This window comes from Vreelandella sp. 162(4c) (genome assembly GCF_058152265.1).
Genome location: NZ_CM176981.1, coordinates 1,194,006 through 1,206,311, shown reverse-complemented (window position 1 = coordinate 1,206,311; position 12,306 = coordinate 1,194,006). Strand labels below are relative to the sequence as shown.

13 protein-coding genes are annotated in these 12,306 nt (G+C 59.2%); 8 read left to right on the top strand and 5 right to left on the bottom strand.

The features are described 5' to 3' along the window. The first annotated feature begins 4 nt into the window (after positions 1 to 4). Positions 5 to 394: a RidA family protein gene (locus tag AC4EYZ_RS05460; RefSeq protein ID WP_474192678.1), complete on the top strand. Its 390-nt coding sequence runs from the start codon at positions 5 to 7 to the stop codon at positions 392 to 394. A gap of 212 nt (positions 395 to 606) precedes the next feature. Here the strand turns inward: AC4EYZ_RS05460 and AC4EYZ_RS05455 are convergent, their stop codons facing one another. The 5 genes from AC4EYZ_RS05455 to AC4EYZ_RS05435 all read right to left on the bottom strand — a co-directional run bounded on the left by AC4EYZ_RS05455 (position 607) and on the right by AC4EYZ_RS05435 (position 5,152). Further along, a complete protein-coding gene (locus AC4EYZ_RS05455; protein WP_474192679.1) occupies positions 607 to 1,278 on the bottom strand; it encodes an MFS transporter permease in 672 nt (223 codons plus the stop codon). After that, positions 1,275 to 2,240, bottom strand: coding sequence for an aldo/keto reductase (locus AC4EYZ_RS05450; RefSeq protein ID WP_474192680.1), 966 nt, complete (start codon positions 2,238 to 2,240; stop codon positions 1,275 to 1,277). The genes AC4EYZ_RS05455 and AC4EYZ_RS05450 overlap by 4 nt, the downstream gene beginning before the upstream one ends. Further along, positions 2,237 to 2,650 (bottom strand): hypothetical protein, encoded by a 414-nt coding sequence (locus AC4EYZ_RS05445; RefSeq protein WP_474192681.1) that lies wholly within the window; start codon positions 2,648 to 2,650, stop codon positions 2,237 to 2,239. The genes AC4EYZ_RS05450 and AC4EYZ_RS05445 overlap by 4 nt, the downstream gene beginning before the upstream one ends. Before the next feature lie 51 nt (positions 2,651 to 2,701). After that, positions 2,702 to 3,523, bottom strand: a complete 822-nt coding sequence (locus tag AC4EYZ_RS05440; protein ID WP_474192682.1) for an aldo/keto reductase — start codon at positions 3,521 to 3,523, stop codon at positions 2,702 to 2,704. Between the two features lie 381 nt (positions 3,524 to 3,904). Further along, complete coding sequence (locus AC4EYZ_RS05435) at positions 3,905 to 5,152, bottom strand: AGE family epimerase/isomerase (RefSeq protein ID WP_474192683.1); 1,248 nt, start codon at positions 5,150 to 5,152, stop codon at positions 3,905 to 3,907. A 420-nt stretch (positions 5,153 to 5,572) separates the two neighbouring features. On the opposite strand from AC4EYZ_RS05435, the gene AC4EYZ_RS05430 reads away from it, so the two are divergent. The 7 genes from AC4EYZ_RS05430 (at position 5,573) to AC4EYZ_RS05400 (ending at position 12,282) form a co-directional block, all read left to right on the top strand. After that, positions 5,573 to 5,860 (top strand): hypothetical protein, encoded by a 288-nt coding sequence (locus AC4EYZ_RS05430; protein WP_027959842.1) that lies wholly within the window; start codon positions 5,573 to 5,575, stop codon positions 5,858 to 5,860. A 171-nt stretch (positions 5,861 to 6,031) separates the two neighbouring features. Next, positions 6,032 to 7,027 carry a 3-oxoacyl-[acyl-carrier-protein] synthase III C-terminal domain-containing protein gene (locus tag AC4EYZ_RS05425; RefSeq protein ID WP_490204158.1) on the top strand — a complete coding sequence of 332 codons (996 nt, stop codon included), beginning with the start codon at positions 6,032 to 6,034 and terminating at the stop codon, positions 7,025 to 7,027. Next, the gene (locus AC4EYZ_RS05420) at positions 7,024 to 8,034 is read left to right on the top strand and encodes an NAD-dependent epimerase/dehydratase family protein (RefSeq protein ID WP_159176316.1); all 1,011 of its coding nucleotides are present in this window, start codon (positions 7,024 to 7,026) and stop codon (positions 8,032 to 8,034) included. Before AC4EYZ_RS05425 ends, AC4EYZ_RS05420 begins: the two co-directional genes overlap by 4 nt. Next, the gene (locus AC4EYZ_RS05415) at positions 8,031 to 8,879 is read left to right on the top strand and encodes an MBL fold metallo-hydrolase (protein WP_159176317.1); all 849 of its coding nucleotides are present in this window, start codon (positions 8,031 to 8,033) and stop codon (positions 8,877 to 8,879) included. The genes AC4EYZ_RS05420 and AC4EYZ_RS05415 overlap by 4 nt, the downstream gene beginning before the upstream one ends. Further along, positions 8,806 to 10,116 carry a hypothetical protein gene (locus AC4EYZ_RS05410; protein WP_490204157.1) on the top strand — a complete coding sequence of 437 codons (1,311 nt, stop codon included), beginning with the start codon at positions 8,806 to 8,808 and terminating at the stop codon, positions 10,114 to 10,116. The genes AC4EYZ_RS05415 and AC4EYZ_RS05410 overlap by 74 nt, the downstream gene beginning before the upstream one ends. Next, positions 10,109 to 11,269: an ATP-grasp domain-containing protein gene (locus AC4EYZ_RS05405; RefSeq protein ID WP_159176319.1), complete on the top strand. Its 1,161-nt coding sequence runs from the start codon at positions 10,109 to 10,111 to the stop codon at positions 11,267 to 11,269. Before AC4EYZ_RS05410 ends, AC4EYZ_RS05405 begins: the two co-directional genes overlap by 8 nt. Further along, positions 11,269 to 12,282: an aromatic ring-hydroxylating oxygenase subunit alpha gene (locus AC4EYZ_RS05400; RefSeq protein ID WP_190373738.1), complete on the top strand. Its 1,014-nt coding sequence runs from the start codon at positions 11,269 to 11,271 to the stop codon at positions 12,280 to 12,282. Before AC4EYZ_RS05405 ends, AC4EYZ_RS05400 begins: the two co-directional genes overlap by 1 nt. Positions 12,283 to 12,306 lie beyond the last annotated feature (24 nt).

Below are 12,306 nucleotides of genomic sequence, written 5' to 3'. Positions count from 1 at the left end.
CCTTTTGCGCGAGTTCATAAACCCGGAAACCGTCCATCGCCCGTTTAGCAATTACACGCACTGCGTAGAGGTTCAGAACCCTACAAAGTTCCTCTTTTGCTCTGGTCAGGTACCTGCCGATGAAAACGGCCATTTATTGCCAGCAGATGATTTCATAACGCAAGCCGAACAGGTCTTTAAAAATATTGCTGCTGTTCTTGCAAATTCCGGGGCCGATCTACGACACGTTGTCCGTCTTGTGACCTACCTTACGAGGCAAGAAGACGTTTCAGCGCTCCGTAAGATACTTGAAAGTACGTTCGGTACCGAGCCGCCGGCAAATTCGGTCGTTTTGGTGACCGGGCTTACGGAATCCAGTATTTTGCTTGAAGTCGAGGCTACAGCGGTTATCTAGCTTGTGGGCACTCTTAATTAAGATGAACCATCGATTCATACTCACCGGTGGCCCCGGTCCACCTCTTTTATGAGTCTCTGGGGTATAGTAAAGAAAAGGCCCAGGCTGTTGTCATAAAAAAGAGTTAGCACCATAAATATCGAACAAAACCGTTAACCAAGCGCGGCACGCAGTGCCTTTGCCTCCCCGTCAATGGCACCGGTGCTGCTACGTTATCGCTTGGGTTTGATGCTTTTCCAGACCAGCCCAACCAGAGTGATCGCCAACACGGCGAACAGCACGACGGAGACTGTTGAATCCAGTGCCTGCAGGGTCATGCCTGAAACGACCAGCCAGAGCGCTGGCATGATGGCGGCGATCCAGAGGGCAAAACCCCTAAGTATGATAAGCACCAGGCCTAGCGTGGTGACCGCCGTGGGGTCGGCGTGTATGCCGAACACTTCCGCTTGGTACCAGGAACCGCCGCTTAGCGGCGCCATCAGCGGCATTATTATCAGGCCAAAGAGGGTGATGGCTATGCCTATAGCAACCGGTGGGTTTTTGAGGCGTGGCGCGTTATCCATTCCCCATCCCGTTAACGCCATCAATGCCAGCAGCACGGCCTGGGCGATAAAAGCGTTACCAACATAGCCGCCAGCCCAGTTGAGTTCTGCATAGCGCTGAAAGAAAAACGCGACGGCGACAAAGGCCCAGAGCGGGGCGAGTAGCAGGCAGGCGAGACGCGGGCGGTGTTTCAGTGCCAGCACAAGGGTGGTGGCGCCCAGGGCGAGGGTCAGCAGATGCAGCGGCCAGAAGGTTTCCCTCATGCGCTCCAGCAGGCGAAAGTAAACCTCCGCTGTGAAGGGAATAAAGTCCTGCAGCCGGTAGCTCGTCCACTCGTTCATAGCGACTCGATATAGGCGGCCATCCGCTGCCGGGCGTTGGCCGAAGGCATGGGGGAGGAGTAGCCGGCGCGCATATTCTCGTGCATGTGCTTGACCTGGGTGGTGGCGGGTATCGCGCAAGTTATCGCTGGGTGGCTGACGATGAACTTCAGCAGGAAGTCCGCCCAGGTGTCGCAGCCGCATTCTTTCTGTGCCCACTCGGGCAATGGCGCGTTACGGCGTTTGAGGTTCTTGATCAGGCTGCCGCCATCGTAAGGGCGGTTGGCGATCACGCCGATGCCCCGTTCTTCTGCCAGGGGCAGTAGCCGGTTTTCGGCCTCGCGGTGGGTGATGTTGTAGGTGAGCTGAACGAAATCGATATCCTCTGACGCCATGATCTGCTCGATCTCGCTGTGGCGGCGCCCGTGTGAGGTGGTAATGCCGACATGGCGGATGATGCCTTCGGCTTTCATCTCCTGAAGCGCTACCAGGTGCTCGCGCCAGTCCGTCAGGTTATGTACCTGCACCAGATCGAACTGTTCCACCTTCCAGCGGTCTTCAAGCTCGGCCACCTGCTCACGGGCGGAACCACCGGCGGGGCTCCAGACTTTCTCTGCGGCAAACAGACTCTCGGGCGTGCCGAGCTCTTGTAAGGCATAGCCCATCACGTCCGGCGCCGAGCCATACATGGGCGAAGAGTCGATCAGGCCGCCGCCATGCTCGAAGAATGCCTTGACCACCTCGGTACGCGCATCGAGCAATTGTGGGTCGTTGCCAACGTTGAAGGTGCGCCAGGTGCCCATGCCGATAACGGGCAGCTTTTTGTCAGTGCCCGCAAAGGCCTTCTGGCGCATCCCGCCTGTGTTGGCAAGAAGCGATGCGGTTGGGAGCGTCATGGCGGTGAGCGTGGCGCCGATGAGCGTGGCGCCGATGAGCGTAAGGCTTTGTCGGCGCGTGATGCGATGTTTGATGCGTGGGTTCATAGTGGCCGCTCCTTCAGATTTTTTTGAATCGGCACCGTGGCAGCCAACACCAGCACAAAGCATGTCAGCACAAACACCTTATTCACAAACCAGTTGGTACGCCAGATCGACCACTCAGGGTCGGCGAGAAAACGGGCGAACAGGGTGCAGATGATGAGGATTTCAATGACGGACATGCCCACCGCCAAGGCACGCGTATAGCGAGGCCGTTCGAGCAGTGCCCAGCCCAGCCAGACGTGCGCCAGTGGCCATAGATCCCAATAGATATAGCGCGCCCAGGGCTCGCCGTATGCCAGCGCGTAACCCACCGGAAACAGGTATTTGATGAACAGCGTCCACGCTGCGAGGATAAACAGCAGGTGGGCGAGAAAGCGGATCCAGCCATTGGGTTTTGGGGCGGGCAGTGACATGACAGCGCTCCTGTCCTAGTCCGTTAATCCTGATCCGTTAATGACTCGTCCTCACACCATCTGCAAAGACTGCTTGCGCGTTGGCCGAGGATAGGCGGCGTCGATTTGTGCCAGATCATCCTCATCGAGCCTGACGTTATCTGCATCAAAGTTCTGTTTGAGGTGATCCAGATTCACGGCTTTAGGAATAGCAATCACACCGGGGTGGCGCAGTGCCCAGGCGAGGGCGACTTGCGCGGTGGTGGCGCTGTGTTTGTCGGCGATGCGTTGCAGGGCGGTATCATGCAGTAGTGCGCCACCTTGCCCTATCGGGCAATAGGCCATGAGAGGCATGTTTTGTTGTGCTTGCCAAGGCAGCAGGTCGTATTCAATGCCGCGTGCTTCGGGGTTGTAGAGCACCTGATTGGTGGCGCAAGCTGGCTCGCTGAGCTCTGCTAAGTCGTCAATGTCGAAGTTCGACACACCCCAGCGCAGGATCTTGCCCTGCTCACGCAGCCGTTCGAAGGCTTCCACTGTTTCGCTCAGCGGGTACTGGCCGCGCCAGTGCAGCAGGTATAGATCGATAGTGTCGGTGCCCAATCGGCGCAGGCTGCGCTCGCAGGCAGCCTGAACACCCTTGGTGCTGGCGTTGTGCGGGTAGACCTTGCTGACCAGATACACTTCATCGCGCCGGCCACGGATCGCTTGGCCAACGACTTCTTCAGCACCGCCCTCGGCATACATCTCTGCGGTATCGATCAGCATCATGCCCAGATCCAGACCTTCACGCAGCGCCCTGACCTCAGCCTGCCGTTGTCCGGCATTCTCTCCCATATGCCAGGTGCCCTGGCCTATACGGGGTACGCTTTCTCCGCCTAGTTTGATTGTCTGCATGTTCTCCTCCTGGTTGTTGGGTAAATGGATGAGAGGTGGGTTCTCGTCCTCTATATCATGCGAGAAGAGCGGAAGCATCGGGCGTACATGCTTAGGAGCAGCTAGCCAGGCGCGTCACTCGAATGCCTCCGCTTCGATACGTCAAAGTCATCGCTGCGCTTCAGGCAGGCCGTATAGCCGGGCCTAGGGGGAGCTTTGAATCTACTCCGGATCACTATGAGTTAATGCAGCTTGAACTCATTAAATTATTCAAGGAAAGAGTTCCAGAGTATGTACGATTAGCGACAGTCGAAAAATAGCTAGGTTAGCCACAGTGACCACTACCCTGGCAGCTAACCTCAGGTGGTCATAATACGATCAGTTCGGGTAAAGGTTGAGCTACTACAGCCTCTCGACAGCCAACGCCAAGTTGAGTGCCAAGGGTAGCCGCGGTATCAGTGTGGCCTGGTAAGCGTGGTAGAGATCGGGCTTGATGTCACCTTCGGCAGTGTCGATCTGCAGCTTACCGTCGAGCTCCTGATACCAGCCGCCCCGCGCGCGATCAATAAAGGTGGTGTCGATGAAATCCCAAAGCCGCCGATACCAGCGCTCGTAGTGGGCCTGATCGGTGCGTTGTAGAAACGCGGCAGCGGCGGCCAGTGCTTCGGCGTGAGTCCAGTGGCGACGCCGCAGGGAGTTTGGGCGACCCTCCCAATCCACGGTATACACTAGCCCTGGGGTGCCGTCGGTGGCCCAGCCGTCACGCAGGCTGGCGTCAAATAGCGCCGCAGCGTCAGCGAATAGCCAAGAAGGAGCTGCGCGGCCGCGAGATTCAAGCGCTGCCTCCAGGTGGAGCATCAGCCGTGACCACTCGAAACCGTGACCCGGCGTGGCGCCATAGGGATAGAACCCGTCGTCGGGGCGGTCGGCGTTGTGCTCCGGCCATTCTGACCAGTCGCCATGAAAATGTTCGAGTATGCGGTAATCCCGAGAAGCTGCGTGGTGGTGAATCAGCCGTTCAGCGATGGCTAGCGCCCGATCAAGCCACAGCGGTTCGTCGCGCACATCGGCTAGTGCTAAGCACAGCTCTACGCCGTGCATGTTGCTGTTACCGCCGCGGTAGTCGCTCAGTTCGCTCCAGTCCTGGCTGAAACTCTCGACGAAAGCTTGCTCATCCATCGACCAGAAGCGGGTGTCGATCACCCCAATGGCCTCTTCGAGCAGAGCAGCCGCGCCGGGAATGTCGGCGTGGGTCGCAGTGGCGGCACCGAGGGCGACGAAGTGATGGGTATAGCACTGCTTAGTGCGGTCGTCGCTGGTGGCGGGGTCGGCCCCGAACCAGCCGCCGTGTTGCTCGTCGCGCAGCTTGCCAGACAAAGCGCGAATGGCGTGCTCGGTCAGTGCTGCAGCGCCTGGTAGACCTTGTAGCGCCGCTAGGGCACAGCTGTGCGCCATGCGTGCGGTGAGCATGGTGTCGGCGCTGGCGCCGTCGGGAATGCGCCCGTCACCATTGAGTACTGCGAAACCGCCAGAGGCCAGACGCGCCTGGCGATGAAATTCGAACAATGCGAGCCCTTCGCGGGTCAGCCAGTGGTGATGGGTGGCACTATTGAGCCAGCGCCGGGGTTTTTGATCGGTGTCGTGGTTCATCGCAGCCATGCCTTATGTGATCGAGTGGGATCTTACCTCAGCCATTGACGATGGTGCCGCCGGTCTGACAGCTGGAAGGCTATAAGCGGTGCTTTGCTCAAGGGGCGTAGGTTATGTTTAATTGAGACACCGAGCCCTTTGTGGCCGCATACACAATCCATGCGCCAGAAGCCAAAGCTACGTTATATGCTATGACCATGAATCCGACTTATAGAAAATGCAATCATAAAGACATACAACCTATCGCACCGTCAGGTGGCGCACTTCTCAGCCTGGTTCGCTTTTTTCATCGTCGCGCTTCGTTAGTTTTAGCGCAAAGTCTTTGCGCCAAAACAGTTGGTCAAGTATCGAATACCATAGCTTCTACATTTCCGCGTTTTTGCCACCCGTGAGAAGCGGCATTAAATATATTGGAGTGCTATGTTTAGGCTCGAAGTCGCGGCATTAGTTACTGGTTTAGCAAGTATTGCAGTTGCTTTGCTCATCCCTTTTGCCTGGAGTTTGTTTCCCGAAATAATGCGCGCCTACTTTCTCGGTGGCGAGCCAGGGGCGATAGTCGTTGGAGTAGGTGTTTTAGTTGGGATAGTAGGAAGTATGCTGTTTGTTATAAACCTGTTTCGCAGGCAGTTCACTCTGTGGTGGGTGAGGCTATTAGCGGTGTTGGCTCTTTCCCTGGGCCTCGCCACGGTCGGTGCAACTGGAATTTAACAAACGTAAGCAGCAGACAGCTATCCGCAAATCACGAGCTTTTTTAGCGTGTGATTGGCTCTCCTTTACGCGCTCCACCAAGTTAGCCATAAAATGAACATCGTCTAATTTCTAATTGATTGATATTAAGCTTTATTAGAGTATGAGAGCGAATCGATTAGAATTGGACATATGATTAGCAACTTTACGATTGCCGGGTGGGGCAGCTATCGCCCTCGCACCCTGTTAACTTCGCGCGCCCTGGACGAGCGTCAAGGTCAATCGGCCGGCTGGACTGAACGCCAGTTTGGCATCGCTGCGCGCCATGTCGCGAACGAGGAGGAAACCACCTCGATGATGGCGACTGAGGCAGCCCGTGAGGCGCTTAACCGCGCTGGCTGGGGCAGTACACCGCCCGACGTCATCATTGGCGGTTGTGGCGTTATGGAGCAACCGATTCCGTCTACAGCCGCTTTAGTCCAGAACCGTCTCGGCTTTGGCCAGTCCGGCGTGCCTAGCTTTGACGTTAACCAGACCTGTTTATCCTTTATGGTGGCACTGGATATCGCCGCCATGGGCATTGCCTGCGGGCGCTGGCGGCGCGCGCTTGTATTTGCGAGCGATATCGCGTCGGCAGGGCTTAACCCTGAGGAGCCGAAAACGCGCTCCATCTTTGGCGATGGTGCGGCGGCACTGGCGATTGAGGCGACGTCAGACCCAACCTGTGGAATGCGTTCAAGCGTTTCGGTTACCCATGGTGCTCACCACGCGCTAGCGCAGCTTCGCGCGGGCGGCACAAAGTTGCGCATCGCTGAAGGTTACCAGGCGCTGGTCGCCGGTTCCTATTTCGAGATGGACGCCTTTGGCATCTTCAAGGCCGCTGCCAAAGCGTTGCCTGGCGTCATCGAGCGTGCGCTCACTCAGGCGGAAATAAGCAAGGATGATCTCGCCTGCGTGATTTGCCACCAGGCGAGTGCGCCAGGGGTCGAGCATATCAAGCGGCTTTTCGCGCCCAACCGTGACCGCGTGGTCAATATCTTCCCGAATACCGGTAACCAGATCGCCGCCTCAATCCCGACCGTGCTCGCCCACGCACTCACGACGGGGGTCGCCAAGCCGGGTGACTATATCCTGCTGTTGGGCACTGCCGCGGGGATCAGTGCCAGTGCAATGGTGCTCAAGCTATGAGTCAACGGCGTATCCTTATCACCGGGGCGACCGGCGGGCTGGGCATGGCGCTGGTGCGCGAGGCGCTAAAACGCGGGCATGCTGTGCGAGCCACAGGGCGTTCGCAGGCGGCGGGCGAGGCGCTTACGTCACTCGGCGCGCAGTTTGTTAGGGCGGATCTTACCCAGCCAGAAATTGATTTTCGCGGGCTCTTAAAGGATGTCGATAGCGTGATTCATGCCGCCGCCTTATCGGCCAGCTGGGGCCCCCGGCGAGCATTTGAGATTCACAACATTCAACTGACCGAACGCCTGCTTGAAGCGGCCAGCCGCTCGGGCGTTGAGCGTTTCGTGTTTGTGTCTTCGCCGTCAATTTTTGCTGCGTATCGTGACCGGATAGCCATCGGCGAATATGACGGCCCCGCGCTTCAGCCACTTAACCACTACGCACGTACCAAGCTAGCGGCGGAACGCAGCGTGCTTGCGTCGCGGGAAGACGCCATGGCCTGCTGCGCCATTCGCCCGCGGGCGCTGGTGGGGCCGGGCGATCAGGTGATCCTGCCCAAGCTGGCCGAACTGGCGGGGCGCGAGCGGATGCCGCTTCCGCGTGGCGGCAGGGCGCTAATTGAGTTGACCGATCTGCGCGACGCCGCATGGGCTATCTGCGCCGCTGAGGAGCAGGCAGTCGGGCTTGCCGGAAAGGCAATCAACATATCGGGAGGTAACCCTATTGCGGTACGAGAGGTGGCTGGTAAGCTCGCCGATGCGTTAGGCAAAACACCGCAACTGGTCTCGCTGCCGGTTGGCTTGGCGCGTGCTATTGCTGTTCTCAGTGAAAACTCTGCGTTGCTGATGCGCGCCGCCCGCGAGCCGATGCTGACCCGCTACAAGCTGGCGACGCTGGCCTACTCTCAGACCTTTGATCTCGAGCCTGCTCAGCGATTACTCGGCTACCGACCCCAGCATGATGCACTGGCAACCCTGCTGGCCGAAGCGAGGCAGCTCTCCACGAAGGAAGAGCAGCCATGATCCGCGTCGGACTCCGTTGGCTTGAACGCGGTTTATGCCGACATCCAGAGATCGCCACTCTCTCAGGTGGGAGCCTGTGTGCGGTTGATTTTCCCGCCATGGTGGGGGTGATTGATCACCCGACGCGGGGTATTTTGTTGTTCGATACCGGCTATGATCCTGCTTTTATCGATGCAACCGAGACGTTTCCCGAGCGGTTCTATCGCTGGACAACGCCGGTCAAAATCGATGCACAGCAGGCGTGGAGCGCCTGGCTCGCGACCCATGGGATTGAAGACAGTGCGATTGTCGGCACCATCATCTCGCATTTTCATGGCGACCACGTCGCGGGAATGAGCCACCTTGCCCAGCGGCCGGTCTATTGCGCCCGTGCGGGCCTGTCCGAGTTGCGCCGACCGGGTCGCTTTAGCCGCGTGCGCCAGGGCCTGCTGCCTGCGCTGGTTCCTCAGGCGGCCGATGCCAATGCTCGCTTTTTCGAAGATGCTCCAGCAGTGGCGCTACCCAGCGGATTTGCGCCCTTTAACGAAGGTCGCGACATCCTGGGCGATGGTAGCCTGATCGCCGTCGAACTGCCCGGCCACTGCGTCGGCCACTGGGGGCTGGCACTGCGCACCACCGATGATCGCCAGGTTTTGCTGGCTGCCGATGCGGTGTGGCTTGGCAAGTCAATCACGCAGCGCCGACCGCCGCCGCGGCTTACCACCGCACTTCTCGGCGATACCCGGCGTTATCGCGCTACGCTAAACCTGTTGAGCGAGGCGGCGTGCTGCAATGGCGACTTGGTCATCCTACCTTCGCATTGCGCTGCCAGTGCCAAGCGCTTTGGCGGCCATGATGCAAACTGACCGGGTCTTAGCCGCGTGGATACGAACGCGGCGTGCGCTGAGCCTGTCGTCGGGGCAACTGGCTGCGCGGCGAGCCAATATGTGGCGCAAGCTGCAGCCTGTCATCGCCCGTACTCCCGCACTGGCAAGATATGCCGGTCGTGATCTGGCGGAGTTTCCGGTCACTGACATCGAGGATCTTCGTGCTGATTACGGCGCTTGGAATAGCCTAGGCATGAGCGATGAGGAACTGCGCGGGTTGGCCGCCGCCGCGGAGCAAGGCACAGCCGTTGGCGAATTGTCGGCAGGCTGGTCGACCGGAACGGGAGGCGGTGCGCGAGGGCTATTTCTCGCCAGCCCCGCAGAGCGTGCCGACTACATCGGCCAGAGCCTGGCCCGACTGCTACCGGCGCGTGCTTGGCTCAAGCGCCAACGGCTCGCCCTGCATTTGCGCGCCAGTAATGCGCTCTACAGCGATGTTGGGCGAGGGCGGTTTATGTTTGCCCATTTCCCCCTCGAAGCGTCGATTGAACAGAGCATTGAGGAATTGGCGCAATTCGAGCCGACGATCCTGATCGCACCGCCCCATCGGCTGGCCGCTTTCGCTGAAGCAGGGGCGCATTTCCCCTCGCTGCAGCATCTGTTTTGCGGCAGCGAACCCGCCGGTGAAGCTGAGTGCCACTTCTTTACCGAGCGGCTGGGGGTAAGGCCACGTCAAATATACCAAGCGACCGAAGGGTTTCTGGCCGCTGAGTGTGCGAACGGCCGGCTGCATCTCAACGACCATGCGTTGGCTATCGAGCTTGAGCCGGTTCCCGGCACGCCCGGCTATCGACCGATCATTACCGATCTTCGCCGCACCAGCCAACCAATAGTCCGTATTCGCGGTGACGATTATCTTGAGCTCGACGCTTGTCCCTGCCCGTGCGGTTTTGCGGGTCGGGTCATCCATGCGCCACAAGGCCGGGTGAACGATATCTGGCGTTTTGAGGGTCGCACCGTTACGCCACCTCTAGTGGTAGCAGCGCTTGAGGCGGTGCTGGGGGGCGACAATATCTGGCAGGTCGAAGCAGGGCCTGAGCGTGTCGTGCTTCATCTGTCGCCGCCTTGCCCAGCCTCGATTTCCACCCCAAGCGCAACGACTGCTGCTCGGGCGCTGAGCCAGGCATGGGATTTGCCGGTGCCGGTTGAGGTCGTTCATGATCTAAGCGCGTGGAGCGGCCCTAAGCGCCGTAAGGTGGTGTGGCGCGATGGCTAGACGCGTGCTTATCACCGGCGCCCGGGCGGTTGCCGCGCTGGATATTGCCCGGGATTTCGCCGCGGCCGGATGGGAGCCGCATCTGGCTGACAGCGTACCGGTGCGTATGGCGCGCTGGTCGAAAGCCCCTGCGCGGGTTCACCGCTATCCTGCGCCCCGGCAGCAGGGCGCAGCCTTCCGCGCGCGTATTGTCGAGCTAGTCGATACCTTCGGTTTCGAGCGGGTGGTGCCGACCTGCGAGGAGGTTTTCCATCTTGCGGCGCCCGCCCTTCAACGCCGATTGGGTGAGCGCCTGTTTGTGCCTAACCTTGCCACGTTGCGCCAACTGCACGACAAGTTCGCCTTTGCGCGCCACTGCGGCGAATGGGGCCTGCCTGTGCCGGAAAGCCATCCGATAGACTGCGTAGAAGACTTGGCGGGCTTCGCTAGCAGAAGTCGCGAGTGGGTGTTCAAACCGCGCTTCAGCCGATTTGGTGATAGCGCTCTGGTCGCCCCTGACCGGCGTGCGTTGGCCGCTATTACACCCAGCCCCGACAACCCCTGGATGGCACAAGCGCGTATCCAGGGTGAAGAAGTCTGTTTTCACGGCGTGGCGCATCGGGGAGAGTTGGTTGCCTTTGCTGCCTACCGTTCCAGCTGGCGCCTGGGCGGAGGGGCTGGCTATGCTTTCGAACCTGTCACTGACCACCATCGCGAAACGCTGCGCAAAATAGCTTCTCGCCTGGCGCAGTGTGCCGCCATTCATGGGCAGTTCGCCTGCGATGCAATGTTCGATGAAGCTGGCGCTGCCTACTTGCTTGAATGCAATCCGCGCGCGACCAGCGGTGTGCAATTGCTCACTGGTGCCGGTCATCTTGCCCATGCAATCGGTGACGGGATCGCCGCACCCGAGGCCGCGCCACGCACTCTTTATCTTGGCCCGGCGATGGTCGTATTTGGCCTGCCGCAGGCGGTGCGAGGTGCGCGTATGCGCGATTGGTGGCGCTGCGTTGCTACCGGGCGCGACGTGGTGTCTCGGCCTGGCGATCGCTGGCCTTTGCTTGGTGCGCTTTGCGACGCCGCCTCCTTCTCCCTGACGGGTTTCAAACACAATATCTCGACGAATGCCGCCGCCACTTACGATCTCGAGTGGAATGGTGAGGAGCTGCCTTAATGACATTTCCCAAGTCAGTCTGTGATGCCTGGCACATGGTTGCCTTATCGAAAGACCTGAAACGCGGCAAAGCGCAAAAGGTCATGTGTTGCGATACACCGATTGCACTCTTTCGCAGCGAAGAGGGGATTGGCGCCTTGGTCGATCGCTGCCCGCACCGCAATTACCCACTTTCTGAAGGGCGTGTGCACAAGGGGGCACTCGAGTGCCCTTACCACGGCTGGCGCTTCGCAAGCGATGGAACCTGTATCGAAGTGCCCGGTTGTCTGATCGATACGGCCCATGATCAAAAGCTGAAGGCCGACGCACTGCGCGTAGTCGAACGGCACGGCGGGATCTTTGTGGCGCTTTCTGACGCGGCACCGCCCGAGCCCGTGTTACCGCCTGATTTTGGCAACCCTGAACTTGATCATTTCTGGTGGCAACAAGGTACCTGGGTGGGTCGCGCCTACGATGCGGTTGAAAATGTGATGGATCCGTTCCACACCAATCATCTGCATCATGGTTTTATTCGTCGCCGGGATCGACGCTTGCCAGTGGAGCTGATTGTTACCAGCCACGGCGACGGGATCGATATGGCCATCGAGCAAACCCAGCCTGACTATGGTCTGATGTCGCGCTTTTTGGAGCGCGACCGCTCGCGCAGTGTATCGCGCTATTATCCGCCCACTACGGTTCAAGCGCGGTGGGAAGGTGAGACCAAGCTAACCCTGTGTGTCACCGCCATTTTCACGCCAGCGACGGGAAACAGTTTCACGCCTTTCGCGCGCTTTTCGACACCCAAGGGGTTGGCGCCAAGCTGGCTCAAACAAGCAGCCATACGATTGTTCCTGGCCCCAGTGGTCTCGCAGGATCGTCGTGCACTAGAGCGCCAACACGAAGTGATGACTCACTTCGGACAACCTAAATTCATCTCTGGACCTGGCGATATTCTCAAAACCCGATTGCATCGGCTCTGGGTCGGTGAGCAGTTAGAGCCCGGCACTGATCCAGCCGTGGAGGTAAGGCTTTAGCCCCCGCGTAAACCGTAGTCAATG

What these genes read in the sequence shown, in the direction of transcription:
- AC4EYZ_RS05455 (WP_474192679.1), bottom strand. Translation starts at nt 1,278, where the DNA reads ATGAACGAGTGGACGAGCTACCGGCTGCAGGACTTTATTCCCTTCACA.
- AC4EYZ_RS05450 (WP_474192680.1), bottom strand. Translation starts at nt 2,240, where the DNA reads ATGAACCCACGCATCAAACATCGCATCACGCGCCGACAAAGCCTTACG.
- AC4EYZ_RS05445 (WP_474192681.1), bottom strand. Translation starts at nt 2,650, where the DNA reads ATGTCACTGCCCGCCCCAAAACCCAATGGCTGGATCCGCTTTCTCGCC.
- AC4EYZ_RS05440 (WP_474192682.1), bottom strand. Translation starts at nt 3,523, where the DNA reads ATGCAGACAATCAAACTAGGCGGAGAAAGCGTACCCCGTATAGGCCAG.
- AC4EYZ_RS05435 (WP_474192683.1), bottom strand. Translation starts at nt 5,152, where the DNA reads ATGAACCACGACACCGATCAAAAACCCCGGCGCTGGCTCAATAGTGCC.
- AC4EYZ_RS05430 (WP_027959842.1), top strand. Translation starts at nt 5,573, where the DNA reads ATGTTTAGGCTCGAAGTCGCGGCATTAGTTACTGGTTTAGCAAGTATT.
- AC4EYZ_RS05425 (WP_490204158.1), top strand. Translation starts at nt 6,032, where the DNA reads ATGATTAGCAACTTTACGATTGCCGGGTGGGGCAGCTATCGCCCTCGC.
- AC4EYZ_RS05420 (WP_159176316.1), top strand. Translation starts at nt 7,024, where the DNA reads ATGAGTCAACGGCGTATCCTTATCACCGGGGCGACCGGCGGGCTGGGC.
- AC4EYZ_RS05415 (WP_159176317.1), top strand. Translation starts at nt 8,031, where the DNA reads ATGATCCGCGTCGGACTCCGTTGGCTTGAACGCGGTTTATGCCGACAT.
- AC4EYZ_RS05410 (WP_490204157.1), top strand. Translation starts at nt 8,806, where the DNA reads ATGGCGACTTGGTCATCCTACCTTCGCATTGCGCTGCCAGTGCCAAGC.
- AC4EYZ_RS05405 (WP_159176319.1), top strand. Translation starts at nt 10,109, where the DNA reads ATGGCTAGACGCGTGCTTATCACCGGCGCCCGGGCGGTTGCCGCGCTG.
- AC4EYZ_RS05400 (WP_190373738.1), top strand. Translation starts at nt 11,269, where the DNA reads ATGACATTTCCCAAGTCAGTCTGTGATGCCTGGCACATGGTTGCCTTA.